Here is a 22,090-nt window from a genome sequence, read left to right on the forward strand (position 1 = left end):
CGGCTTCGTGCCGCCTTCCTTTTCGGCCCGGACTGCCCATCTTACGGGCATCCCCATTCCGGGGACTTATGGGAAACGAAGATGAGCTTCATGCAGCGCAAAAGCGGCCTCCTCAAGGCGATGGCCGTGGCCCTTTCCTTGGCGCTGCCGACGGTGCTCGCCGTCTCGGCGGCCGACGCCCGGATCGGCGGCGGCTCCAGCTCGGGCTCCCGCGGCACGCGCACCTTCTCCGCGCCGCCTCCGACCGCGACCGCGCCGGGATCGGCCTCGCAGTTCAACCGCACCATCACCCAGCCGGGCCAGCCTGGCGGCTTCAATCAGGCTGCGCCGTCGCGCGGCGGCCTGTTCGGCGGCCGCGCCGGTGGTCTCCTCGGCGGTCTCGCCGCCGGCTTCCTCGGCGCGGGCCTGTTCGGCATGCTGTTCGGCGGCGGCCTGTTCTCCGGCCTCGGCGGCTTCGCCTCGATCATCGGCCTGATCCTGCAGGTCCTGCTGGTGGTGCTCGTCGTGCGGTTCGCGATGTCCTGGTGGCAGCGCCGCAACCAGCCGGCCTATGCCGCCGGTCCGACGCCTGGCCCGAATGACGGCCAGCAGAGCTTCCGCTCTGGCCTGGGCGGCCTCGGTGGTGGCTTCGGCGGTTTCGGCGGCGGCAGCAACCAGCCGCCGCTGCAGATCCAGCCGGCCGACTACGAGGCGTTCGAGCGGCTGCTGGGCGAGATCCAGTCGGCCTGGTCGAACGAGGATGTCGGTCGCCTCCGCCTGTTGTCGACGCCTGAAATGGCCTCGTATTTCGAGCGCGATCTCGAGCAGAACCAGGCCCGCGGCGTGGTCAACAAGGTCTCCGGCGTGAAGCTCTTGCAGGGCGATCTTTCGGAGGCCTGGCGCGAGAACGGCGCCGACTACGCCACGGTGGCGCTGCGGTTCACACTGGCCGACAAGACCATCGAGCGTGCCTCGGGCCGCGTGGTCGACGGTTCCGACCAGCCGCAGGAGGCCACGGAGGTCTGGACCTTCCTGCGTCACCCCGGCGCCGACTGGCAGCTCTCGGCGATCCAGCAGGTCGGCTGAGGCCACAGGTCAAACGATCATCAGGCGCCGCGGAGACATCCGCGGCGCCTTTGCTTTGCCCTCGTGCCGGCGGAATAATGCGCGCCGACACGGGTCCACAGCGAGAACATCGCACCCAAGCGATGCGCCATCACGTCCACGAGGGAGGACACCATGACATCGATCCGCAGCTTCATGGTCGCGAGCGCGTTGCTCGCCGCAGCGCCTGGCCTGATCGCGACCGCATCCGCTGATAGTGCCGACATGAGCTTCTTCCTGACCAGCAACGGCCCCGGCAATGGCGGCAATCTCGGCGGCCTCGCCGGCGCCGACAAGCACTGCCAGAGCCTGGCGCAGGCGGCTGGTGCGGGCGCCAAGACCTGGCGCGCCTATCTGTCGACCCAGGCCGCCGACGGCCAGCCGGCGGTCAACGCGCGCGACCGCATCGGCAAGGGCCCGTGGCAGAACGCCAAGGGCGTCGTCGTCGCCAAGGATGTCGCCGAGCTGCACAGCGCCGCCAACAATCTCACCAAGCAGACGGCGCTGAGCGAAAAGGGCGAGGTCATCAACGGCCGCGGCGATACGCCGAACCGCCACGACGTGCTGACCGGCTCGCAGGCCGACGGAACGGCGTTCGCCGCCGGCGAGGACCGCACCTGCCGCAACTGGACCAGCGCGACGCAAGGCGCGGCCATGGTCGGCCATTCCGACCGCATCGGCCTGCGCGACGACGAGCCGTCGAGATCCTGGAACACCTCGCATCCCTCGCGCGGTCCCGATGGCGGCTGTTCGCAGGCTGACTTGAAGAGCACCGGCGGCGACGGCCTGCTATACTGCTTCGCGGCGAACTAACCGCGTCCCGTCTCCGTCGCATCACGTGTGGGCGCATCACATCGAGGATGGCCCATGCGCTACGAGCTATATTACTGGCCGATGATCCAGGGCCGCGGCGAATATGTCCGGCTCGCACTGGAAGAGGCTGCAGCCAGCTATCGCGACGTCGCCCGCGAGGAGGGGATCGCGGCGATGACCGCGATGCTCGGGGCCGACAGCGCCACGCCGCCCTTCGCGCCGCCGTTCCTCAAAGCGGGTCGCCTCGTCATCGGCCAGACCGCCAACATCCTGTTGTTCCTCGGCCCCCGCCATGGCCTCGCGCCAAAGGCCGAGGCCGGCCAGCTCTGGGTGCACCAGCTGCAGCTCACGATCACCGACTTCGTGGTCGAGATCCACGACACCCACCATCCGCTCGGGCCGACGCTCTACTACGAGGACCAGCGCGCCCCGGCGAAAAAACGTACCACCGAGTTCTGGAATGAGCGGGTGCCGAAATTCCTCGGCTATTTCGAGCAGCTCCTGGGCCGGAGCGGCGGCGCCTACGTCACCGGCCGCCGTCTGACCTATGTCGACCTGTCGCTGTTCCAGATCATCGCCGGCCTGCGCTACGCTTTCCCCAATCGCATGAAGGCGTTCGAGCGCAAAATCCCCGGCCTCATCGCGCTCCACGACCGCGTCGCCGCCAGGCCGAACATCGCAGCCTATCTCGAAAGCGAGCGCCGGATCCCCTTCAACGAAGACGGCATCTTCCGCCACTACAAGGCGCTCGATGCGTGAGGATCCAACACGTATGACGGCGCACGCCCGAAGGCGCCGCCGTCATACGAAGTTGGCCTGATGGTGTGGGGTCTTCAGGCGATGATGTCGACGCGCGTGCCCTGGCCGGGCGGCAGCGGCGGACGCTGGGCCTTGTTCTCCGCAGCGTTCTCGTCGCCGGTCTTGTCGGCCTTGAACGACTGCGTCTGTTGGCTCTGCGCCTGTTGCGTCTGCTGCTTGTTCGTCTCGGTCGAGACCGGCGGCGGTGAGGGCGGCGGTGATGACGTCGAAACGCTCGAAACGGACATGGTCCAGCTCCTCGCTTGGTGTTCGCCCAAGCGTGGCCATGTCCAACCAAGGAAGGGTCAACCGGATCGGTCGAATTGTCTGCAACTGTGAGTGGCGGCCGCCAATAGTGAACGGGTTGCTGATCCCCGCATAGAAACCGGCGGCACCCTGGTCCGCCGGTCTATTGATCCTTGCTGCGGGTGATCGTGATCGACGACTCGGTCTTGGTGCGGGCGCAACGCATGTCGAGCCGGCGGTAGCGGCTCGGGACGTCGTCGCCGCGGAAGATGCCGAGCCGGCGGTAGCAGCGGGTGACGCCGCGGGCCATGTCGTCCTTCGGCAAAGTGAACACGATCGCCGCCGCGCTGGCCATCAAGTCGATGAAGGCGGCGGGCGGCTTGCGGTCGGTTTTTCCGAATAGCTGGCTGGAGAAATTCTTCGAGGAGCAGCCGAGCGTCAGCTCGCGCGCCTTGGGGTGGGCGAGATAGACGGTGCCGGCCGCGGTCTGGCCGATCTTGATGCCGTCGATGCCGTTCTTCAGCTCCTTGGCGACGTCGTCGCAGCGATCCGCCCGCGCGGCCTGCGGCCCGAGCATCGCGCCGAGTGCAATGAGGATGGCAAAGCCGGCCGCGCGGCCAAACGAACAAAGATATGATTTCATTCCAAATACCCCCGCGCCATTGAAGCCTGGGCGCGGAGGTCATGCAAGCGCGACGCGCCACAGCCGCACAAGATCATCGGCCGATGTGACCGTGCGTCGACGCACGACGGTCACCGTGCCGGGCGGCAGCGGCGCGACCGCTATGTCAGAACGTGCAGCGGCCCGGATGTGACAGTGAGACGCCGGCGGCGCGGCGCTCGCAGTCGTTGCCATAGGTCTGGAAGTTACAGCCGCATACCGGCATGTAGATCTTGTTACAGAACGTCGGCGTGCGGCGGCACACGCCCATCATGTCGAACCGGCCACATTGGCCGGCCGGAAACTCGCAAAACAGCCCGGCATTGCAGGGAATGCCGGCAAAGCCGCCGCAAGCCCGCCCGGGACCAACGGCGCCGGCCGAACCAGGGAGCAGGGTGATCAGAGCGAGAGCAAAACTGATCGCAACACAGAGACCTCGTGCCATGACGCCTCCAAAATGAAAATGAATAGGACAACAATCTCAGGTTACATTTTCTGACAATCTCTTGCAATCCGTTTCGGCGCCTTGGCGGAGTCGCGACGAGCCAACAGCGTTCTGCTGGCCGTTCTTTTCGTTTTGTGCTGAAGCTGCTATATTTCGACCATGACAACGTTACTTGAGCAGGCCTTGCAGCAGGTTCAACGGCTGTCCGCAGATGATCAGAACGCTGCGGCTGGCGCGTTGCTTGACTATGTCAAGCACATGCGTGACGTCAGCCTGACCGATGCCCAGCTTGAAGAAGTCCGCCGCCGTCGGGCCAATCCCGATCGGAAGATCGTGTCACACGCGGAAGCGCGGGATCGCATCGGCAAGCTAGGATCCTGATCTTTCGATGAAGCTCGTTTTTGATGATCAGGCCCTTGCCGATATCGAAAACATCTTCAGGTGGATCTCTCAGGATAATGCCGCGGCGGCGAAGGCCGTCGTCGATCGATTGCTTGGCAGCATCGAGCTACTGATATCGTTTCCGCTGATCGGCCGCGTCGGGCGCGAGTCCGGAACCTTCGAGTGGGTCGTTCCTCGACTTCCTTATATCGTCGTCTACGAAATCCATCAGCACGCCGATCAGGTGTTGATCACCGCCGTGTTTCACGGTGCGCAGGATCGTAGCCGAGACACCGAAGACTCGGAGTAGGATTGTAAACACGGCAGGGTGGTCGCCCCCGCAGGCGCATGCAGCTTCCCTGAGCCGATCCCTTCCCATCAACCACCGCTCTTCAGACCAAAGTAGGCATGGTCCCGCCCCGGAACGGCCATGCCGAACCATATGTTGCACCCCGACACCAGGGTGATATCAGACCTGTCAAGACCGCTTTGGGCGGCCATCTTTAGAACCCAAAGAACCCGAAGAGCTTCGCATGAACGCGCCCACCGCTTTCCCCGACCAGTCCAAGCCCGTCCCGCCCTACAAGCACACGCCGCTGTTTCCGCTGGGGCCGGACACCACGCCCTACAAGAAGATCACGGCCGAGGGCGTCCTCGTCGAGAAGGTGCTCGGCCGCGACATGCTGGTGGTGTCGCGCGAGGCGTTGCGGACGCTCTCGGAGGCCGCGTTCGGCGAGATCAACCACTTCCTGCGCCCCGGCCATCTGAAGCAGCTGCGCAGCATCCTCGACGATGCGGAGGCCAGCCCGAACGACAAGTTCGTCGCGCTCGACTTCCTGAAGAACGCCAACATCTCCGCCGGCGGCGTGCTGCCGATGTGCCAGGATACCGGCACCGCGATCATCATGGGCAAGAAGGGCTGCAACGTCATCACCGACGGTGACGACGAGGCCGCGCTCTCCGAAGGCGCGCGTGACGCATACTTGCGCCGCAATCTGCGCTACTCGCAGGTCGCGCCGCTGAGCATGTACGAAGAGAAGAACACTGCCAACAACATGCCGGCGCAAACCGAGATCTACGCGGAAGGCGAGGACGCCTACAAGTTCATGTTCATGGCCAAGGGCGGCGGCTCGGCCAACAAGAGCTTCCTGTTCCAGGCAACGCCCTCGGTGCTGACCAAGGACCGGCTGCTGGCGTTCCTGAAGGAGAAAATCCTGACGCTCGGCACCGCCGCGTGCCCGCCTTATCACCTCGCCATTGTCATCGGCGGCACCTCGGCCGAGCTGTGCATGAAGACGGTGAAGCTCGCCTCCGCGCGCTATCTCGACGCGCTGCCGACCCATGGCTCCGCTGACGGCAACGCTTTCCGCGATGTCGAGATGGAGCAGGAAATCCACAAGATGACGCAGTCGCTCGGCGTCGGCGCGCAGTTCGGCGGCAAGTATTTCTGCCACGACGTCCGCGTCATCCGCATGCCGCGCCACGGCGCGAGCTTGCCGATCGGCCTCGGCGTGTCGTGCTCGGCCGACCGCCAGGTGCTCGGCAAGATCACCAAGGACGGCGTCTATCTCGAGGAGCTCGAGCATCATCCGGCGCAGTATCTGCCGGAGGTCGAGCAGGCGCTCGGCGGCGAGGTCGTGAAGATCGATCTGAACCAGCCGATGAAGGACATCCTTGCCACGCTGTCGAAGAACCCGATCAAGACCCGGCTGTCGCTGACCGGCACCATGATCGTCGCCCGCGACGCCGCGCACGCCAAGCTGCGCGAGCGCCTCGATCGCGGCGAACCGCTGCCGGACTACTTCAAGAACCATCCGGTCTACTACGCCGGTCCAGCCAAGACGCCGGACGGCTACGCCTCCGGCGCGTTCGGCCCGACCACGGCGGGCCGCATGGATTCCTTCGTCGATCAGTTCCAGGCGGCAGGCGGCTCGATGGTGATGGTCGCCAAGGGCAACCGCGCGCCGGCCGTGCGCGAGGCCTGCAAGAAGCACGGCGGCTTCTATCTCGGCTCCATCGGCGGCGCGGCGGCGAACCTCGCCGAGCATTGCATCAAGAAGGTCGAGGTCGTCGAATATCCCGAGCTCGGCATGGAAGCGATCTGGCGAATCGAGGTAGTGGATTTCCCGGCCTTCATCATCATCGACGACAAGGGCAACGACTTCTTCAAGGAGCTGAACCTCGGCTGAGGTGAGGTTCGGGCGGTGTTTGCTGCAGCGGCCGGGAGCGATCCCGGCCGTTGGCGTGTGGAGGAGGGCGGGCTGAGTGCCGCGTGTCGCACGCTCCAACTGGGAGTAGGAGCCGTGATGTTGCGGCCCGAACGGTGCGCTCCCCTCCCCCTTGCGGGGAGGGGTTGGGGGTGGGGGTCCGCGAACTCCGCTCTATCGATAAGAAACAGACCGCTGCGTCCGCAGCGCACAGGCTCTCTCGATGATCTTTCGATGTGCCCTCCATCGCGTTCAGCGCCCGGAGACCCCCACCCCCGACCCCTCCCCGCAAGGGGGAGGGGAGCTCACTGTTGGCGTGGTGGGCAGCTCGGCCTCGATTTCGAAGCGGCTGAGGTCACGGCACCCTAGTATTATATGCAAGCCGGTCGGGAGCATTTGATAGTTGAGCTCAATGCACCCCCACCGCATCCTCGGTCTCGACGGCTTCTCGCGCGGCTGGGTCGCCGTCACGATCGAGGACGGCCGGTGTGACGTCGCGTTCCCCGCCGACATCACCACCGCGCTCGCGGCCCCCTTCACCCGTGCCGCAATCGATATCCCGATCGGCATGACCGACGACGGCACCCGCGCCTGTGACCAGCTTGCCCGCGACAGGCTCGCGCCGCATCGCTCCCGCGTCTTTACCGGTGCCCGCCGCTGGCTTTGGGAAAGCCACACCGATCCCGACGAGGCCAACAAAGAGGCCTCCCGCCGCGGCCAGCCGCGCGCCTCGCGCCAGCTCTGGCATCTCGGCCGCAAGATCATGGAGGTCGATGCCTTCGTGCGCACGCATCGCGAGCGCGACATCCGCGAGGTCCATCCGGAGCTGGTGTTCCTGCGCCTCAACGGCGCACCGCTGCCGTCGAAGAAGACGGAGCAGGGCGCCAGACTGCGGCGTAACTTGTTAGTTGCGACCGGCTTCACCGCGCTCGACGAGTGGCTGACCAGCGCCCGCTTCGGCACCGGAGCGAAGTCCGACGACGTCCTCGACGCCTGCGCGGTCGCGCTCGCGGCGCGGGATTGCGCGGGCAGCTTGCCGCAAGGCAAGCCGCCGCGCGATGCGTATGGCGTGGGGATGCAGATCTGGTTCTGAGCAGGGAGTGCGGGTCCGACGGTGGCTCCAAAGTCGGTCGTCATTGCGGGGCGACGCGCAAAGCGCGGCGAGCCCGGAGTCCATTTCGCCACGCGCCTACCGCGCAATGGAGTCCGGGTTCGTGCTTCGCACGCCCCGGAATGACGGAGGAGAGGGTTGCGCTTGCGCCAGACGGACTGGCACGGCGATTGTTACTCTTCATAATTCTGATAAAAATAATCTTCTTGCCATTTTGCGGAAATCATGATTATCTCGCGACATCCCGCCTCACTGCAAGGGGCGTTGCGCGCGATCGTCACGACACGCGAGGCGGGGATGCGATGGCCGCGGGAGATCGCAGCGTCCTCTCACGAGGGCGCGGACGAACGATCGCACGCGGACGTGAAGTCGCAGCGTCCTGACACCCCGAAGCTGGTGTCAACCGCGCAATGCGCAAGCATTGTCGCGGCATGGTGGCCAACAAGCCGGCGCACCAGGGAGACTGCGTATAAGCGTCAAAACCATCGCGCAGGGAAGGCCGGGCGTTTCTCGGCTGCACCTGTGGTACCTGCCGCCTGCATTTTTCTCGCAGGCGGGCCGCAGGCGTCAGCCGACGCCTGGCCTTCCCTGCGCCCTTTGCATCTCGCGAGGGGGATGACGACGCATCACTCGGGCCCCATCAGCCGCGGGAATGCGAACGCGTGTCTAGGCTGTTTGAGATGTGAAGCGTGATCGCAGGCGGCAAACACAGTGTCGTCCCGGCCTCGAGCCGGGACCCATACGCCGCGGCGGACGTGATGGGCAAAATGCTAAAGCATGATCCGGAGAAGTGCGCAGCGGTTTTCCGAAAAGATCATGCGCAAACAACAACCTAAAGCGCGATGACGATTCATCCTGATCTCATCGCGCTTTAGTCGCCAGTCTGCCTCGAACCGCTGCCTGGGGGGATGGGTCGCGGGCTCGGAGGCCCGGACGACGGCGGAGCGTGTTGATGCAGCGGGGACGTAGGGTGGGCAAAGCGGCCGCCCGAAAGGGCGGTCGTGTGCCCACCGTTTGTCGGAGCATTCGGAGAAAATGGTGGGCACGGCGCGCGCCATCTCGCCTTGATCACAGGCAGCGGGGAGCGCCTTTGCCCACCCTACACGACGCGGATCAGCCCCGCGAGCCGGTGAAGGGGAAGCTGCCCATGAAGCCGATGCCCATCTCGCCGGAGATGGTGTCGCCGGCGACCTTGCCCTTGAAGTCGAGCGTCAGCGGCATCGGGCTGGTGATCGAGACCTTCCAGGCGACGTCGTCGCCGTTGACGGTGCCGTCGAAGATCTCGGCGGAATCACCCTCGGCGGCCTGGGTGCCGGTCAGCGTCGAGCCGGAGCTTGTCAGGCTCAAGGTCGCGCTGCGCTCGCCCATCGGCGTGTTCAAGGTCAGATTCCAGTTGCCGTCCACAGCCATCGATCGTTCTCCTGGCGTTGCCATCCCGGGCCCCGAAGCAGCCTTCGAGGGGGCCTTCGGGCGCCCCTATAGCGCATCTTCGATGATAAGCCCAATGCGGCGATCAGGCCCTTGCTCAAGCCCTTCCTCAAGCTCTGGCCGCGCGCAGGCGGCTGGCGATGATGAAGCGGAAGGCGATGAACTGCACGCCGAAAGCGGCGACCTTCGCGGCCGCGGTGAAAGTCATGTAGATGACCCAGAGCTTGATGTCGCCGGTCATCGCCACGCCGATCGTGCCGAGGCCGAGTGCGAACATCAGCGCCGCCCAGGCGTAGCCGGCGCCCGTGACGTATTCGGGAATCGTCTCCGCCACCATCGGGGGAACGTAGCGCAGCATCCAGCCGCGCTTGAGCATGATCAGGCCGATGGCGAAGTGGCCGATCGCGGGCTTTGCGAACATGAAGCGGGGATCATTCGTCAGCAGCGTCACGCTGCCGAGCACCACGACCAGAGCGATGCTGGCATAGGCCATGAAGCCGAGGCTATGGCCCTTGATTCGGGCCCATACCACCTGGACGATGGCGACGCCGACCGCAGCCGAGGTGGCCAGCACGACGTCATCGGTGGCGAGATAGAGGATGAAGAAGACGGCGGCAGACAGAAAATCGGCCGTCAGCTTCGTAAACACGTCTTTCACGCACGTCTCCCTGGAGCCAAACCGTCACGAATCCTGGCCGGACATTGCGGCAGCAGTCTGCGCGGCGATGTCTTTCGTTCTACGATACTCAGGATACCAGCGCGTGAAATAAAGTGCACTGTTGCGGGCGGCGAAGGCAATCGCGAGGCCGGTCCAATAGGGCAGGCCGGGGACGTAGAGCGTCATCATGTTGCCGATGATCATCAGCAGCGCCGACGCCGTCCAGGCGCCGGTGATGACGTAATTGGCGCGCAGAAAACCAGGAATCGCCGCGGTTTCCGGCGGCACCGCCTCGATCGCATATTGCAGCGTGAAGGGCATGCGCAGCAGCATCGAGCCGAGCGACAGCGCGAAAATGCCGCAGTCGACCGCGAGCCGCACCGCCGAGGCGCTCATCTCGGGCTCGACCAGCTGGAGGTAGGCTGCTACGGCCGCGAACACGATCGCCGAGCCGAGGCCGAGAATCTTGACCGACCGGCCCTTGATGACGTCCAGCGCCACCACCGCCAGGCACAGCGCGGTCGCCACCGCCAGTCTGAGCGTGGCCGAGACCACCATCATCAGCGCAGCGTAAACGCCGTAGGGCGCGAGGATGAGGAAGATCGTCATCGGTGGCTCCTCCCGAGCCAATCTTTACAATGGAAAGATTTTTACGAGAAGGAGCGTGCCCGGTCAAGCGAATCTTGACGGTGTCAAAATGTTGTGAGGAGCGAGATATGATTGTTTTATTTCAATTGGTTACAGGAGCTACTGGCGCCGGTCTGCCGATCGCCCGCCCGGCGCTCCGCCGGGGCAGGCCCAATTCAACGGATCCGGCGCAGGACGGCCTCCAGCGATTCCTAGAGCAACTGGAGGCCGAGCAGCCCAGGCCGGCCACCGGCCGCGACTCGCGCCGCCCGAATGCGCCGCCGGACGAGCACGCGGAAGGTGACGAACTGGATCGCGAAGGCTGCGATCTTGGCGCCGACCGCCACGACCGAAATGTACAGCGCCCACATCTTCAGATCGCCGGTCAGGGCCACGGCGATGGTGCCGAGGCCGAGGGCGAACATCAGCGCCGCCCAGGCATAGCCGGCAACGGTGACCGCGCCCGGGATGTTGTCGGTCACGATCGCAGGCACATAGCGCAGCATCCAGCCGCGCTTGAGCATGATGAGCCCGACCGCGAAATGGCCGATCGCGGGTTTGGCGAACATGAAGCGCGGGTCGTCGGTGAGCAGCGTGATCGCGCCGAGCACGACCACCAGCGCGAGGCTGGCCTGGGTCATGAAATTGAGCGGCCGGCCCTGCATCCGCGCATGGACGAGCTGTGCGATTGCCACCGCAATGGCGAGCGCGCTTCCCAGCGCCGCGCTGCCGGTGGCGAGGGTGAGCACGAAAAAGACGATAGCCGAGAGGAAGTCGGTGCACAGCTCGATCAAGGCGTGTCGCATGGATGTCTCCGATGTGTTCGGCGATGGCGGGTGTGTCGCGCAGAGGGTCGTCGCGGCTTCGTGTCAGGCCGCGCCGACCCAGTTGCCGTGGAAGCCGTCGGGCACGCGGTGGCCGAGATGCACCAGCGCGACGGGTCCGCTGCCGATGTCGGTCGCGTTGAACACCGCGAGGTCGGAGGTGTTCGTCCCGGCGCGCCAGACCACAGTGAGCAGCCAGCCGTCGCCTTCGGCGGCGTCATGGCTGCGCGGCACGAACACAGGCTCGGACAGGCTGTCGCCGTCCGGCAGCCAATAGGTGCCACGGCGAGTGCCGGCGCCGTCGACATGCGCGACGCCGGAGAGGGCACCGAACAGCGGGCCACGCGGATTGGCGCACGCGTACCAGCCATGGCCGCTCACGAGCCCGGCGCGGCGGTCGTCGATGCGCGGGAATTCGCCGGTGAGATCGTCCAGATAGGTTTGCGTGAAGCGGTCGCTATTCCCAGTCAGATCGAAGCTCCAACGGCACAGTCGCGCGCGCGACTTTGCGGGATCGGTGGGGCGGCCATCGGGATGTGGAAACAGCGGCGGCTCGTCGAACTGCATCACGTCGGCGACGATGCGGTCACCGTCGTCCCAGGCGTTCATGATGTGAAAGACGTAGCAGGCGTCACCGCGAAACCAGACGATGTCCTTGATGTCGCCGCTCCGCTTCATCACACCAACATAGGCGCCCTTGTCCGGCTCCCATGCGTAAGGCGGCTTGCCGGACATCGCGCGCTGCAGGCTGCCGGTGAGCGGGAGGATCGGAAACAGGACGTGGTTCGCGGTGACGATGAAGTCATGCACCATGCTGGCATAGGGTGCCTCGAAACGATTGAGGCGCGTCAGTTGGCCGGCGGCGTCGATGGTGCCGTAGGACAGCGCCGGCGTCAGCGGGCCCGCCGCGTTGTAGCCGAAGAACAGGAGTTCGCCGGTCACCGGATCCGTCTTCGGATGCGCGGTGAAGGCGCCGCGCAGGCGGCCGCCGAAATCCTGATAGCCCGTTGTCGCCAGCGTGCCGGGCTCGATCTCGGTCGGCAGATGCGCTTCCTCGAGCGCGAGCAGCTTGCCCGCATGCGCAATGATGTTGGTATTGGCGACGCCCCCATCGGTGACGTCGGACGGCGCGTCGGGCAGCTTGCGGCCAAAGCCGCCGAACAGCGCGCGGCCGGCCTTGCGCTCGGCCTCGAATTTCGGCGTGCGGACCCAGCGATTGCGATAGGAGGCGCGGCCGTTCTCCAGATGGAAGGCGTGCAGCATGCCGTCGCCGACGAACCAGTGAGCGCCGGGCGAATCGAACTGCGGGTTGGGGCCGTTGCGATAGAGGGTGCCATTGAGCTCGCGCGGCAGCTCGCCGGTGATCGTCAGGATGGGCGCGTCGCATTCGAACGGGATCGGCCCGATGTTGTTGCGTGTCTGTCGTGCCGTCATCTCAGAGCCGTCGCTCATGGCCGTTCCTCCGGTTTATCTTTACGATGTAAAGATAAACCTATCGGGTGCCTGCACGCCGGTCAAGCCGAATCTTTACGCTGTCAAAATTGTCTGTATAAGGAGGCTCATGACGACCAAGACAGAACAGGTTCGCGCACAGCCGCGACGCGCCGCGGCCTCGGGAGCGAGAGCGCGGCAGCGCACGGCCGGCAGGCCGGCGGGCGAAGCGGCGACGCCGTATCATCATGGCGCACTGCGCGATGCCCTGCTGGAAGCCGCCGAACGCGTGCTGGAGCGCGATGGGCTCGCCGGCCTCACCCTGCGTGCCGTGGCGCGCGAGGCGGGGGTGTCGCATGCGGCGCCGACGCATCATTTCAAGGACCTCACCGGCCTCGTCAGCGAGCTCGCTGCGATCGGCTTCACCCGCTTCAACGCCGCGATGAAGGCGGCGGGCGAGCAGCCGGGTACGCCGATCGAGCGCGCGATGGCGCGGGCGCATGCCTATGTGGCCTATGCGCAAGCCAATCCCGGCATGTACGGGCTGATGTTCCGCACCGAGCGGCTCGATTATTCGCGGCCCTCACTGCACGACGCGGCGGAGGCCTCGTTCGCCGGTCTGGCGGGCTCGGTCGCGGCGCGCAGCGAAGGGCAGGTCGGGGACGAGGAGCTGTCGATCGATCAGGCTGCGGCGATCGCGCGCGCGTGGTCGCTGGTCCATGGCTATACGATGCTGCTGCTCGACGGCCGCCTCGCCGACATCCTGCGCCGCTCACCCGCGGGCACGACGGCCGATTCGCTGCTCGATGCGATGTTGCGGGCCACCGTCCCGAAGCTGCCGCCGGGCGCGTAGGTCGTCGCACCGGAAACCGGGGCGCGGATCATGCGTTGATCACGCATGGCACGATCACCCCGCGCTCCCTGGAGCAAGGCCAATCCGCGCAAGCGCGCCGGCAAGGCCTCCACCCGTCTGACATCCGCCGAGAAGGCCACGGCCAAGGCCCGAGCGCGCCGCGCCGGCCGGCCCTATCCCAATCTGGTCGACAACATGCGCGTCGCGGCCAAGAAGGCGGGCAAGACCAAGACGAGTGGCCGCAAGCGGTCGGCTGCAAAGGCCAATACAAAGAAGGCCACGACCAAGAAGGTCGCAAGCAAGAAAGCCGCAAGGAAGACGGCGCGGAGCAAGACGCGCGCGGCATCCTCGGCCAAGAAGCGGTCCGCAAAGCGCGCCACACCGCGCAAGGCAACGTCGCGCAAGAGCGCCAAGAGCAAGCGCGAGAAGGACCCACGCGGCGGCCTGACAGCCGCGGGACGCCAAGCGTTCGCCGAACGCGACGGCGCGCATCTGAGGCCGGGCGTCACCAAGAAGGTCTCGGAGATGACTCCGCAGGACATGCGGCGCAAGGGCAGCTGGGCGGTGCGCTTCTACGGCCGCGATCCGCTGCCGCCGCTGCTCGACGCCAAGGGACGGCCGACCCGGCTCGCGCTCTCGGCGCATGCCTGGGGCGAGCCGGTGCCGCGAACGGTTGCCGCCGCACGAAAGATTGCCGCGAAGGGCGAGCGGCTGCTCGCGCGCTATCACCGCATCAAGGACAGTCGCACGCGAGGCAAGAGCTAGGGCAAAGCGAGATCGATCGCGCGGCCGCGCGTGCCGACGACCTTTACCTTGTCCTTGCCACAGGCGAAGCTCCGCGCGCCCTCATCGGCCGCCTGCCGCGCCAGCTCGTTGGCGTTGGCATTGGCGGCCGCATCGACATAGGCGACGTGACACACCGGTCCCGGCGCCAGCCGCGTCACTACCAGCAGCGGCTTGTTGTTCGGCCCCTGCTTGCCCTGGTCGTCATTGTCGGCAATCTGCCAGCGCTGGATGATCGCGAACGGCTTGCCGTCGGCCATGCGCCATTCGATCGTCTTGCCGGCGGAGTTGAACGGGCCGAACCAAGTCTGTGCGGCCGGCTCCTTGGCGGCGGCGCTGACGGTGCGGCCCACCGAGACGGTCTGGCGAAGATCGCCTTCGTTGACCAGCACGATCAGGCCATCCTTGCCGGGGCAGCTCTGCGTCGAGCTGTCGTTGTCCGGCTTGCCGATCGTGCGACAGTCCTTCTCGGCCGCGGAGGTGTAGGCGCTGGCGATCGTCTCCGCGCCGGCGGGATTGAGCCCCGTACAGCAGAGCAGGAGCGCCGCGCCGATTCGGACCGTCGCGCCAGTACTGAAAGATCCAAGACTGAAGAATTCGGACATGCGGTGACCCGTGATCGCCGGAACCTGTGGCGCGCAAGGCGCTGCAAACTGGGGACGGCGCGAAACGGGGCAGGGAAACACCTGACAGCGCCACGAAATTATCCTAGAACGACGGCCTCGCGAGGTCCATCTGTTCTCATCGATCATGCCTGTCATCCCACAGACCAAACCCTATCGCATCGGCCGCTCCAAGACGGGGCTCGGTCTGTTCGCCACCCAGCCGATCAAGAAGGGCAGCAAGATCATCCGCTACTTCGGACCGCTCCTGGATTCGAAGAAGGCGGAGGACGACGCGATCGAGAACAAATATCTGTTCGAGCTCGACAACCGCTGGACTATCGACGGCTCGATCCGCGAGAACGTCGCCCGCTACATCAATCATTCCTGCAAGCCGAACGCCGAGTCCGACGTCAAGCCGCGCAAGAAGAAGATCTTCATCCGTGCCATCAAGAACATCGAGCCGGGCGAGGAGATCAACTACGACTACGGGACCGATTACTTCAAAGCCTATTTGAAGCCGATCGGCTGCAAATGCGACGCCTGCGAGAAGAAGCGGGCCAAGAAGAAGATCGAGGCACGCGCCGAGCGCGCCAAGCAGAAGGCGAAGGACGAGCGGAAGCACGAGCGCAAGGCCGAAAAGAAGGCCAAGAAAACGTCCGACAAGTCCGCCAAGGGCAAGCAGCCCGCCAAGGCCAAGCAGGCGGCCAAGACAAGCGCGAAATCAGATCGCGCAGCGGCCAAGAGCCGTGGGCTTACGCGTGGCAAGACCAAGTCCAGCCCCGCCAAATCCAGCAGTGCCAAATCCAGCAGTGCCAAATCCAGCCGCGCCAAGGCGGCCTGATCCGGCCGGTTCGCGTTCAGCGCCGCTTATCCCGGTCTGCTGAAGGCCAGCGTCGTCCACGTCACTCCTGCAGCGCGGTTCTCGGCGGCGAGGGAGGAGCCGTGGCGGTTGAGTTCGAGGCTGAGCCCGAGCTGCCGCGCCGGCGCAATCACCGTCTCGGCATCGATCTCGAACATCCGCCGGCCCGGCGGCACCGGCCCGTGTCGCAACGTCATGATCAGCAGTCCGCCGGGAGCGAGCCGCGCAGCGATGTTGGGCAGCGCGCGCCGCCGCTGTGGCTCATCGAGATGCATGAAGACGGCGGTCATCATCACCAGATCGAACGGCTCAGCGCGAGATGCCAGCACGGCGAGCTCCGGAAGGCTGTCATCGATCCAGGTGATCGCAGGCGAGGCATGCAGCTGCATGGCGCGGAGGCGCAGCGCATCGGTCGGCTCGACCGCGACCACGCGATGTCCGAGGCTCGCGAACCAGGCTGCGTCCCGTCCTGTGCCCGCGCCGATGTCGAGCACGCGCGCCGGCGCCTTCGGCAAGAGATGAAGCACGGCGGCATGGGCCTGCTCCGACGGGATGCTCTCGTAGCGCACGAACAGACTATCGGCCTCGGCCGCGTAACCTTCCGTCCCGCTGACATCAGGCGGCATCGCTGCGATCTCCTCTCAGTCTGCAACGCGACAGAGGATGCGATCGCCGGCGATATCAGATCAAGCGCGGTGCGAGCGCCGGGCCGCGCGATCGCGACGGCCGGCGCTCCCCACCGATCTCTGTCAGGCCGTCACCGTGCCGGCGCTGCGGCGCAAGCCGATATATTGCAGCTCGGCGAACACGCCCGTTCCCACCGCCTGGGCCGCGACGAAGATCTCGCCGAGCACGTTCGGCGTGACGAGGCCGGAGAACAGCAGCGCGATGCTGCCGACGGTCCAGGCCGCGTTGCCGGCGATGACCAGCAGGATCAGCGGCTTTGGCGCCAGCGCGCGCGAGCCGAGCCAGCCGACGAAGCAGGCATAGACGATCAGGAACAGCCCGGTCTCGCGCAGCAGCGCATCAGGCAGTTGCATGAGCGCCGCCAGCGGCGACGCGTCGAAGGTCAGCGCGAGGCCGGCCATGCCGCTGAACACGGCATCGGCGATCAGGGCGCGGCGGAGCAGGGTGGACGAAGCAATCATGTCGGTCTCCTTCGGTTGGGGGCGGTTCAACGGAACCAGGCGAGGAGACGACGACGCAGGCGCCTCGGGCACAGCGAGCGTGCCGCCCGGGTCTCGATCTCGGTGACCTGCGCGACGACGAGGCTGCCCGTGACGTGCAGCAGCGGCTCCGGCAGGTTGAGCGAGCGCGCCAGCAGCGTCGTCACGAGGTCCGCCAGCCAGCGGCTGGCTGTGGTGAAAGCGAAGGTCTCGGGACTGCGCTGCCTGCTCATGGTCATCTCCTGTGGTGGAGAGGATGGCCGCCCGCGGGAGGCATTTCGATTACCTCCGAGGTCATGGAGGCCCTGACGTCTGCGTGATAGGCCTTGGCTCATGACACAGCTCGCTTCGGCGCGCGCCGACCGCGCCAAACCCGTTCATGTCGGCGAGCATCTGCGGCAATGGCGGCAGCGCCGGCATCTGTCGCAGCTCGATCTGGCGCTCGATGCCGAGATCTCGGCGCGGCATCTGAGCTTCGTGGAGACCGGCCGCGCCGCGCCATCGCGCGACATGGTCCTCAGACTGGCGGAGCGATTGGACGTGCCCCTGCGTGAACGCAACGTGCTGCTGGTCGCGGCGGGCTATGCGCCGGCGTTCCAGCAGCGACCGCTGGAGGATCCGGCGCTGAAGCCGGCCCGCGAGGCGATGATGCTCGTGCTCAAGGCGCACGAGCCGAACCCGGCGGTTGCCGTCGACCGCCACTGGAACCTGGTGGCGGCCAACCGGATGATCGCGCCGCTGCTGACAGGTGTTGCGGAGCGGCTGCTGGCGCCGCCGCTCAACGTGCTGCGCGTGGCGCTGCATCCGGACGGTCTGGCGACGCGCACCGTGAACCTCGCCGAATGGAGCGGACATCTGCTGGAGCGACTGCACCGGCAGTGCGAGGCGACCGCGGATGCCGAGCTGCTGAAGCTCCATGAGGAGCTGAAATCCTATCCGATCCCGGCCCGATCGGCGCCGCTCGCCGCCGACAGCGTCGCGATCCCGTTGCGGCTCCGCGTCGGCATCGACGTGCTCAGCTTCTTCTCGACGACGATGGTGTTCGGCACGCCGGTCGACATCACGCTCTCGGAGCTGGCGCTGGAGACCTTCTTTCCGGCCGATGACCTCACCGCCGCCAGGCTGAAGGAGATGGTTACCTCGCTGTGACCCCGGCTTGTGCTGGCGTGGCACAGGCTTATCTTGGACAAAACGCCAAGCGAACCGGAGCGACGCGCATGAGCCTGAAGCCGCTGATCATCGACGTTGTCTCCGACGTCGTCTGTCCCTGGTGCTACATCGGCAAGCATCGCATCGAGGAGGCGCTGAAGCTGGTGCCGGACGTGCCCGTGGAGCTGAACTACCGGCCGTTCTTCCTCAATCCCTGGGTCCCGCGCGAGGGCATCAGCCGCGAGCAATATCTAACGACCAAGTTCGGTTCAGTCGAAGCCTACAAGGGCATCGCCGGCCGCGTCGTCGCGGCCGCGGAGGAGGAGGGGCTGAGCTACCGTCCCGACAAGGTCGCGCGCCAACCCAACACGACCGACTGCCATCGTCTGATCCACTGGGCCGGCCAGATCGGCAAGGCGCCCGAGATGAAGCAGCGGCTGATGGAATTGTACTTCCGCGACGGCGGCGATCTCACCGACACCGAGGTGCTGGTGCAGGCCGCGGCGGATTGCGGTCTCGACGCCGACGTTGTGCGCAAGATGCTGGCGAGCGAGGAAGACGTCGCGCGGGTATCGGCGCAAGCGCAGGAGGCGGCCGAGAAGGGCATCTCCGGCGTGCCGACCTACGTGTTCGCGCAGAAATATGCCGTCTCCGGCGCGCAGGATCCGCAGATGCTGGCGCGCGCGATCCGGCAGGTGTCAGCCGAGGTCAACGCCGAGGCTGCAGAGTAGCTGTCCGGTTCTTGCCGACGGCGCGCATCAGATGGACTGCGCGCCGCGCGAGCGCCAGGCCCTCGCGGCGGGCGATGAGCGCGGACTGGATGAGCTCGACGATCGGATCGCGCGGGTACAGCGGGATCAGCACGTCGCCGATCGCGAGCCGGCCGCGCCAGATCGGATTGATCATGGGATGGTCCGGACCCGCAGTTGAATCCGCAGAGCTGATCAAGGGATCGCTGCAGAGATGACGGGTCAGGTCCAAGGTGAGTTGGACCCCGGGCGAATATTTTGCGAAGCGCTCGTCGACGCCGAGCTTGAAGAAGAACGCGCGGCGCTGGTGACGCAGTACGACTCCAGCCGCAATCGTGGAGTCTCCGACCAGGAGGCTGATGATCTCGCAGGCGCCTTGCTCGGCGAGATCGGGTGCGGCGCGGCGGATGAAGGCCGCGTCGCCATCGTGCTGGATCAGCGCGGTGCCGCGATGGCCTTTCCAGCCGCTGGCCTCCAGCGTCAGGAAGGTCTCGAGCGCGGCGGCAACCTCGTGAGGCGCGCGCGCGACATCGAAGCGGACCTCGCCATGCTCGGCGAGCCGGTGACGCAGCCGGCGCAGCTCCTTCAGCTTCTTGGTGCCGAGCGCCTCGTGCAGCACCGCCTCGCCATCGCCGGTCGCATCGAGGCAGGCGCGCTCATAGGATTGCAGCGAACGCGGGCGCAGGCCGTCGCGGCGGAGCACGGTCTCGAACGCCTGCATCACCGGGCCCGCGACCGACATGTCGCGCAACAGGAGCGCACGAGCGGCCGTTTGTCTGGCTGCGTCGAGCAGACCCACTGCAGCCCGCTCCGCATCGTCGTGATCGAGCAGCGGCGTGCACAGCGTGCCGTAGGGATGGCCGCTGGCAAGCGCCGGCAGCGGCAGCTTGCAGGCCTTCCAGAGCGAGGTGACCGGCATCAGTCCAATGAGCCGAGACGGTTGATCGTCGCTCCAGGCGCACAGCGCCGAGTTGCCGGTGCGGCCGCGCGCGGAGGCGTTCACCGCGCGCTCCCAACCGGGCAGGTAGTAGCCGTTCGGCTCCACGGCGCGGTCAGCCAGGTCTTGCCAGGCTTGCGGCAGGACAGCATCCAGAGGGACCAATTGCTCGGCAGGCACCGGCATGCGCGCTTCGGTGCGTCGCTGCTCCGCCGCTATCGAAGGCGGATGTGCAAATGAACGATCGATGATCTCGGCCACGTCCCGACGGTCCCCTTGCTGCGCTGTGGTCACGCAACCCGGTCGAATGGTAGTGCAAAGCTGACAAGAGAGACCTTGCCGATCGGCTCAAATTGATCCGGCCGGTTTAACGACGCATTCACCACAAGCTCAACGCGCGATCAGCGGATCAGCGCGACATCGCGGAAGGCGCCGATCAGCGGCTTCTCGAGCTTGCCTTCCATGCTCTGGAGGATCTCGTAGGCCTTCTCGCGCGCCATGACCGGCTTGTAGCTGCGATATTCGATCAGCGCCGAGAAGATGTCGGAGATGGTCAGGATGCGCGTCAGATCGGGAATGTTGTTGGCCATCAGCCCGTCGGGATAGCCGCTGCCGTCGAGGAATTCATGATGGTGACGAACCGCCTTGAGCACCTCCTCGGTGATCGCCGCGTTGCCGATCAGCGCATCGTAGCCCGCGGCCGGATGAGTCTCGACCAGCGCGCGTTCCGCGACGTCGAGACGGCCGGGCTTGTCGAGAATGGCGAGGGGGATCTTGGCCTTGCCGATATCGTGAAACATCGCAGCCATGTAGAGCCGTTCGAGATCGGAGCTGTGGACACCGAGGCTCAGGCCGAAATCGACGGTGATGCCGGTGACGAGCAGGCAGTGCTGATAGGTGCCTTCATGATGGCGGCGAACGGTGGCGAGCCAGTCGGACAAGCCGTTTTCAGCGATGCACTCGGCAATCCGCTTCCCCGCGCGCCGCGTCTCATCGACATCGATCTCGGCGCCACCCAGCACGGCCGCGAACATCGAGGCGATGCAGGCCGCGCCGGCAAAGGCAGCCTGTCGATCGTCCGTGGCAACGCTCTTCGCCGGCGACTGAGGCCGCGCATCGAGCAGCTTCCCGAGCAGCTGGTTGCGGCTCGGCGTGGCCGACAGGACGGTCGTGGCGCCGAGTGCGTAGGCCTGCACCGTCGACAGGCGCGATTTGTGATTGGTCAGGAAGATGCGGCGCGGAATCCGTGCCAGGCGGTCGGAGATTTCCTTTAGCGCCGCGATGTTGTCGACGTCGCGCAAATCGGCGGCCACGACGATCGCGTCGATGTCGCCGCCTCTGATGTCGGCATCACCGATCAGTTCGGTCGTAAGAGAGCAGCGCTCGGCCAGCATCCCGCGCAGCAAAGCAAGCTTGGCCGAATCGTCGCCGACGAGGTGAACGTTCATGAAGAACCAGATCCAGTGGTCATTCCCGGCGTTAGCTGACCCCAATGTTGCGCAAGAATCGTTAAATTTGAGCCAGTCGTTCGCTCCTCGGTTACGCGCTTGCGTTAGCTAATAGCTAACGCTCTGCTTCCGGCAAGGTAGCGGGTTCCCGCACCGTAGCGGACGTGATCAGTTCAGGTCGATTGCGCAGCGTGTCATCAGCCAGGAGTTGAATCACTTTGTTGGTAGTACGGCCGTGTAATTTTCAGCAACACAGTCCTGGCCGGCTGCGCGCCGGCGATCGATGATCTCATCCTGCTTGATCGTGAGCCGGTAGGTCTGGCGCCGGAGCGGAGCGCCGGTGACCGAAATGATCTCCGCGCGGACGCAGGCCGTCCATGCATCGCCACGCTCCGTGCGCCTCGGGGCAGTGGCCTCGAGGTCGCGTGGTTGCGTCGTGGCGACGAAGATCATGTCGAGGTTCATGCGCACGAGACGCCCGACATCCGGCGGAGCTTCAGGCGGGGGCGGCTCGGGTGCCCGCACGCGCATGAAGGCCGGCAGGCGCGATTGACTGTCTGCGGCGCAGCCTGAAAGTAGCAGAGCCGCGAGCAGCCCTGCCAGTGTTGCCGTCCGCCGCATTGTCACCCCGCCGTCATGCCGCGCGGAAGCTATGAGGCGATCGCGGCAACGCCGCGGGAGTCTTGTGCAGCAACGATGTCCAATCCGGTTCCAATGTGGGGAGCAGCACATATCCAGCCGTGCCAGGCGTGTAGCACTTGCTCTCCGCAATGAACCGGGTCGCGAACCGGCCCGACCAACTGGCACGTCAGCAGCAGATTGGAGATC

27 protein-coding genes are annotated in these 22,090 nt (G+C 65.9%); 12 read left to right on the top strand and 15 right to left on the bottom strand.

What is annotated here, in order from left to right; genetic code table 11:
- Nucleotides 1–90 precede the first annotated feature (90 nt).
- The 3 genes from BRAD285_RS09715 (at nt 91) to BRAD285_RS09725 (ending at nt 2,655) form a co-directional block, all read left to right on the top strand.
- Nucleotides 91–1,065 carry a Tim44 domain-containing protein gene (locus tag BRAD285_RS09715; protein WP_006615000.1) on the top strand — a complete coding sequence of 325 codons (975 nt, stop codon included), beginning with the start codon at nt 91–93 and terminating at the stop codon, nt 1,063–1,065.
- A gap of 153 nt (nt 1,066–1,218) precedes the next feature.
- Complete coding sequence (locus tag BRAD285_RS09720; protein WP_006615001.1) at nt 1,219–1,896, top strand: hypothetical protein; 678 nt, start codon at nt 1,219–1,221, stop codon at nt 1,894–1,896.
- A 54-nt stretch (nt 1,897–1,950) separates the two neighbouring features.
- On the top strand, nt 1,951–2,655 hold the full coding sequence (locus BRAD285_RS09725) for a glutathione S-transferase (protein WP_006615002.1): 705 nt from the start codon (nt 1,951–1,953) through the stop codon (nt 2,653–2,655).
- A 74-nt stretch (nt 2,656–2,729) separates the two neighbouring features.
- Here BRAD285_RS09725 and BRAD285_RS09730 read toward each other — a convergent pair whose 3' ends face one another.
- The 3 genes from BRAD285_RS09730 to BRAD285_RS09740 form a co-directional block, all read right to left on the bottom strand.
- Entirely contained in the window at nt 2,730–2,942 is a 213-nt protein-coding gene (locus BRAD285_RS09730) for a hypothetical protein (protein ID WP_035648579.1), read from the bottom strand.
- A 161-nt stretch (nt 2,943–3,103) separates the two neighbouring features.
- Nucleotides 3,104–3,583, bottom strand: coding sequence for a hypothetical protein (locus BRAD285_RS09735; protein WP_035648582.1), 480 nt, complete (start codon nt 3,581–3,583; stop codon nt 3,104–3,106).
- A 145-nt stretch (nt 3,584–3,728) separates the two neighbouring features.
- Nucleotides 3,729–4,046, bottom strand: coding sequence for a proteinase inhibitor I1 Kazal precursor (locus tag BRAD285_RS09740; RefSeq protein ID WP_006615005.1), 318 nt, complete (start codon nt 4,044–4,046; stop codon nt 3,729–3,731).
- 159 nt (nt 4,047–4,205) lie between these two features.
- Between BRAD285_RS09740 and BRAD285_RS09745 the strand changes: the two genes are divergently transcribed.
- The 4 genes from BRAD285_RS09745 (at nt 4,206) to BRAD285_RS09760 (ending at nt 7,727) form a co-directional block, all read left to right on the top strand.
- Complete coding sequence (locus tag BRAD285_RS09745) at nt 4,206–4,427, top strand: hypothetical protein (protein WP_006615006.1); 222 nt, start codon at nt 4,206–4,208, stop codon at nt 4,425–4,427.
- 7 nt (nt 4,428–4,434) lie between these two features.
- Nucleotides 4,435–4,737 (top strand): type II toxin-antitoxin system RelE/ParE family toxin, encoded by a 303-nt coding sequence (locus BRAD285_RS09750; RefSeq protein WP_006615007.1) that lies wholly within the window; start codon nt 4,435–4,437, stop codon nt 4,735–4,737.
- A gap of 223 nt (nt 4,738–4,960) precedes the next feature.
- Nucleotides 4,961–6,616, top strand: a complete 1,656-nt coding sequence (locus BRAD285_RS09755) for a fumarate hydratase (RefSeq protein ID WP_006615009.1) — start codon at nt 4,961–4,963, stop codon at nt 6,614–6,616.
- Nucleotides 6,617–7,046: 430 nt separating this feature from the next.
- Nucleotides 7,047–7,727, top strand: coding sequence for a DUF429 domain-containing protein (locus BRAD285_RS09760; RefSeq protein WP_083846330.1), 681 nt, complete (start codon nt 7,047–7,049; stop codon nt 7,725–7,727).
- A 1,131-nt stretch (nt 7,728–8,858) separates the two neighbouring features.
- Here BRAD285_RS09760 and BRAD285_RS09770 read toward each other — a convergent pair.
- The 5 genes from BRAD285_RS09770 to BRAD285_RS09790 form a co-directional block, all read right to left on the bottom strand.
- On the bottom strand, nt 8,859–9,155 hold the full coding sequence (locus BRAD285_RS09770) for a hypothetical protein (protein ID WP_006610169.1): 297 nt from the start codon (nt 9,153–9,155) through the stop codon (nt 8,859–8,861).
- A gap of 127 nt (nt 9,156–9,282) precedes the next feature.
- Complete coding sequence (locus BRAD285_RS09775; RefSeq protein WP_006610168.1) at nt 9,283–9,831, bottom strand: inner membrane-spanning protein YciB; 549 nt, start codon at nt 9,829–9,831, stop codon at nt 9,283–9,285.
- A 24-nt stretch (nt 9,832–9,855) separates the two neighbouring features.
- On the bottom strand, nt 9,856–10,440 hold the full coding sequence (locus BRAD285_RS09780; protein WP_006610167.1) for a hypothetical protein: 585 nt from the start codon (nt 10,438–10,440) through the stop codon (nt 9,856–9,858).
- 230 nt (nt 10,441–10,670) lie between these two features.
- A complete protein-coding gene (locus tag BRAD285_RS09785; RefSeq protein ID WP_006610166.1) occupies nt 10,671–11,264 on the bottom strand; it encodes a septation protein IspZ in 594 nt (197 codons plus the stop codon).
- A gap of 63 nt (nt 11,265–11,327) precedes the next feature.
- Entirely contained in the window at nt 11,328–12,734 is a 1,407-nt protein-coding gene (locus BRAD285_RS09790) for a carotenoid oxygenase family protein (RefSeq protein WP_006610165.1), read from the bottom strand.
- Between the two features lie 109 nt (nt 12,735–12,843).
- Here BRAD285_RS09790 and BRAD285_RS09795 point away from each other — a divergent pair, with 109 nt between their 5' ends.
- Together BRAD285_RS09795 and BRAD285_RS09800 are read left to right on the top strand one after the other, a co-directional pair.
- Nucleotides 12,844–13,566, top strand: a complete 723-nt coding sequence (locus BRAD285_RS09795; RefSeq protein WP_006610164.1) for a TetR/AcrR family transcriptional regulator — start codon at nt 12,844–12,846, stop codon at nt 13,564–13,566.
- Nucleotides 13,567–13,611: 45 nt separating this feature from the next.
- Nucleotides 13,612–14,331, top strand: coding sequence for a DUF6321 domain-containing protein (locus BRAD285_RS09800; RefSeq protein WP_006610163.1), 720 nt, complete (start codon nt 13,612–13,614; stop codon nt 14,329–14,331).
- On the opposite strand, the gene BRAD285_RS09805 is transcribed toward BRAD285_RS09800, so the two are convergent.
- A complete protein-coding gene (locus BRAD285_RS09805; RefSeq protein ID WP_006610162.1) occupies nt 14,328–14,954 on the bottom strand; it encodes a hypothetical protein in 627 nt (208 codons plus the stop codon). The genes BRAD285_RS09800 and BRAD285_RS09805 overlap by 4 nt on opposite strands.
- A 145-nt stretch (nt 14,955–15,099) precedes the next feature.
- On the opposite strand from BRAD285_RS09805, the gene BRAD285_RS09810 reads away from it, so the two are divergent.
- The gene (locus BRAD285_RS09810; protein ID WP_006610161.1) at nt 15,100–15,795 is read left to right on the top strand and encodes an SET domain-containing protein; all 696 of its coding nucleotides are present in this window, start codon (nt 15,100–15,102) and stop codon (nt 15,793–15,795) included.
- Nucleotides 15,796–15,821: 26 nt separating this feature from the next.
- On the opposite strand, the gene BRAD285_RS09815 is transcribed toward BRAD285_RS09810, so the two are convergent.
- From BRAD285_RS09815 to BRAD285_RS09825, 3 genes are all read right to left on the bottom strand, one after another.
- Entirely contained in the window at nt 15,822–16,439 is a 618-nt protein-coding gene (locus tag BRAD285_RS09815; RefSeq protein ID WP_006610160.1) for a bifunctional 2-polyprenyl-6-hydroxyphenol methylase/3-demethylubiquinol 3-O-methyltransferase UbiG, read from the bottom strand.
- 123 nt (nt 16,440–16,562) lie between these two features.
- Entirely contained in the window at nt 16,563–16,961 is a 399-nt protein-coding gene (locus tag BRAD285_RS09820; RefSeq protein WP_006610159.1) for a hypothetical protein, read from the bottom strand.
- Between the two features lie 26 nt (nt 16,962–16,987).
- A complete protein-coding gene (locus tag BRAD285_RS09825) occupies nt 16,988–17,212 on the bottom strand; it encodes a hypothetical protein (protein ID WP_006610158.1) in 225 nt (74 codons plus the stop codon).
- Nucleotides 17,213–17,312: 100 nt separating this feature from the next.
- Here BRAD285_RS09825 and BRAD285_RS09830 point away from each other — a divergent pair, with 100 nt between their 5' ends.
- Together BRAD285_RS09830 and BRAD285_RS09835 are read left to right on the top strand one after the other, a co-directional pair.
- Nucleotides 17,313–18,128 carry a helix-turn-helix domain-containing protein gene (locus BRAD285_RS09830; RefSeq protein ID WP_006610157.1) on the top strand — a complete coding sequence of 272 codons (816 nt, stop codon included), beginning with the start codon at nt 17,313–17,315 and terminating at the stop codon, nt 18,126–18,128.
- Nucleotides 18,129–18,196: 68 nt separating this feature from the next.
- Nucleotides 18,197–18,859, top strand: coding sequence for a DsbA family oxidoreductase (locus BRAD285_RS09835; RefSeq protein ID WP_006610156.1), 663 nt, complete (start codon nt 18,197–18,199; stop codon nt 18,857–18,859).
- Here BRAD285_RS09835 and BRAD285_RS09840 read toward each other — a convergent pair.
- From BRAD285_RS09840 to BRAD285_RS36270, 3 genes are all read right to left on the bottom strand, one after another.
- A complete protein-coding gene (locus BRAD285_RS09840) occupies nt 18,837–20,000 on the bottom strand; it encodes a GNAT family N-acetyltransferase (RefSeq protein ID WP_083846331.1) in 1,164 nt (387 codons plus the stop codon). The two genes, BRAD285_RS09835 and BRAD285_RS09840, sit on opposite strands and share 23 nt — an antisense overlap.
- A 215-nt stretch (nt 20,001–20,215) precedes the next feature.
- Nucleotides 20,216–21,262, bottom strand: coding sequence for an HD-GYP domain-containing protein (locus tag BRAD285_RS09845; RefSeq protein WP_006610154.1), 1,047 nt, complete (start codon nt 21,260–21,262; stop codon nt 20,216–20,218).
- A gap of 213 nt (nt 21,263–21,475) precedes the next feature.
- A complete protein-coding gene (locus BRAD285_RS36270; RefSeq protein WP_244422085.1) occupies nt 21,476–21,727 on the bottom strand; it encodes a hypothetical protein in 252 nt (83 codons plus the stop codon).
- Nucleotides 21,728–22,090: the final 363 nt, after the last annotated feature.

The sequence above is a fragment of the Bradyrhizobium sp. ORS 285 genome (genome assembly GCF_900176205.1).
Taxonomy (GTDB): domain Bacteria; phylum Pseudomonadota; class Alphaproteobacteria; order Rhizobiales; family Xanthobacteraceae; genus Bradyrhizobium.

Bases quoted from the DNA above. Each gene is read 5' to 3' on its own strand.
- BRAD285_RS09715 (WP_006615000.1), top strand. From the start codon at position 91: ATGCAGCGCAAAAGCGGCCTCCTCAAGGCGATGGCCGTGGCCCTTTCC.
- BRAD285_RS09720 (WP_006615001.1), top strand. From the start codon at position 1,219: ATGACATCGATCCGCAGCTTCATGGTCGCGAGCGCGTTGCTCGCCGCA.
- BRAD285_RS09725 (WP_006615002.1), top strand. From the start codon at position 1,951: ATGCGCTACGAGCTATATTACTGGCCGATGATCCAGGGCCGCGGCGAA.
- BRAD285_RS09730 (WP_035648579.1), bottom strand. From the start codon at position 2,942: ATGTCCGTTTCGAGCGTTTCGACGTCATCACCGCCGCCCTCACCGCCG.
- BRAD285_RS09735 (WP_035648582.1), bottom strand. From the start codon at position 3,583: ATGAAATCATATCTTTGTTCGTTTGGCCGCGCGGCCGGCTTTGCCATC.
- BRAD285_RS09740 (WP_006615005.1), bottom strand. From the start codon at position 4,046: ATGGCACGAGGTCTCTGTGTTGCGATCAGTTTTGCTCTCGCTCTGATC.
- BRAD285_RS09745 (WP_006615006.1), top strand. From the start codon at position 4,206: ATGACAACGTTACTTGAGCAGGCCTTGCAGCAGGTTCAACGGCTGTCC.
- BRAD285_RS09750 (WP_006615007.1), top strand. From the start codon at position 4,435: ATGAAGCTCGTTTTTGATGATCAGGCCCTTGCCGATATCGAAAACATC.
- BRAD285_RS09755 (WP_006615009.1), top strand. From the start codon at position 4,961: ATGAACGCGCCCACCGCTTTCCCCGACCAGTCCAAGCCCGTCCCGCCC.
- BRAD285_RS09760 (WP_083846330.1), top strand. From the start codon at position 7,047: ATGCACCCCCACCGCATCCTCGGTCTCGACGGCTTCTCGCGCGGCTGG.
- BRAD285_RS09770 (WP_006610169.1), bottom strand. From the start codon at position 9,155: ATGGCTGTGGACGGCAACTGGAATCTGACCTTGAACACGCCGATGGGC.
- BRAD285_RS09780 (WP_006610167.1), bottom strand. From the start codon at position 10,440: ATGACGATCTTCCTCATCCTCGCGCCCTACGGCGTTTACGCTGCGCTG.
- BRAD285_RS09785 (WP_006610166.1), bottom strand. From the start codon at position 11,264: ATGCGACACGCCTTGATCGAGCTGTGCACCGACTTCCTCTCGGCTATC.
- BRAD285_RS09790 (WP_006610165.1), bottom strand. From the start codon at position 12,734: ATGAGCGACGGCTCTGAGATGACGGCACGACAGACACGCAACAACATC.
- BRAD285_RS09795 (WP_006610164.1), top strand. From the start codon at position 12,844: ATGACGACCAAGACAGAACAGGTTCGCGCACAGCCGCGACGCGCCGCG.
- BRAD285_RS09800 (WP_006610163.1), top strand. From the start codon at position 13,612: ATGGCACGATCACCCCGCGCTCCCTGGAGCAAGGCCAATCCGCGCAAG.
- BRAD285_RS09805 (WP_006610162.1), bottom strand. From the start codon at position 14,954: ATGTCCGAATTCTTCAGTCTTGGATCTTTCAGTACTGGCGCGACGGTC.
- BRAD285_RS09810 (WP_006610161.1), top strand. From the start codon at position 15,100: ATGCCTGTCATCCCACAGACCAAACCCTATCGCATCGGCCGCTCCAAG.
- BRAD285_RS09815 (WP_006610160.1), bottom strand. From the start codon at position 16,439: ATGCCGCCTGATGTCAGCGGGACGGAAGGTTACGCGGCCGAGGCCGAT.
- BRAD285_RS09820 (WP_006610159.1), bottom strand. From the start codon at position 16,961: ATGATTGCTTCGTCCACCCTGCTCCGCCGCGCCCTGATCGCCGATGCC.
- BRAD285_RS09825 (WP_006610158.1), bottom strand. From the start codon at position 17,212: ATGAGCAGGCAGCGCAGTCCCGAGACCTTCGCTTTCACCACAGCCAGC.
- BRAD285_RS09830 (WP_006610157.1), top strand. From the start codon at position 17,313: ATGACACAGCTCGCTTCGGCGCGCGCCGACCGCGCCAAACCCGTTCAT.
- BRAD285_RS09835 (WP_006610156.1), top strand. From the start codon at position 18,197: ATGAGCCTGAAGCCGCTGATCATCGACGTTGTCTCCGACGTCGTCTGT.
- BRAD285_RS09840 (WP_083846331.1), bottom strand. From the start codon at position 20,000: ATGCCGGTGCCTGCCGAGCAATTGGTCCCTCTGGATGCTGTCCTGCCG.
- BRAD285_RS09845 (WP_006610154.1), bottom strand. From the start codon at position 21,262: ATGAACGTTCACCTCGTCGGCGACGATTCGGCCAAGCTTGCTTTGCTG.
- BRAD285_RS36270 (WP_244422085.1), bottom strand. From the start codon at position 21,727: ATGAACCTCGACATGATCTTCGTCGCCACGACGCAACCACGCGACCTC.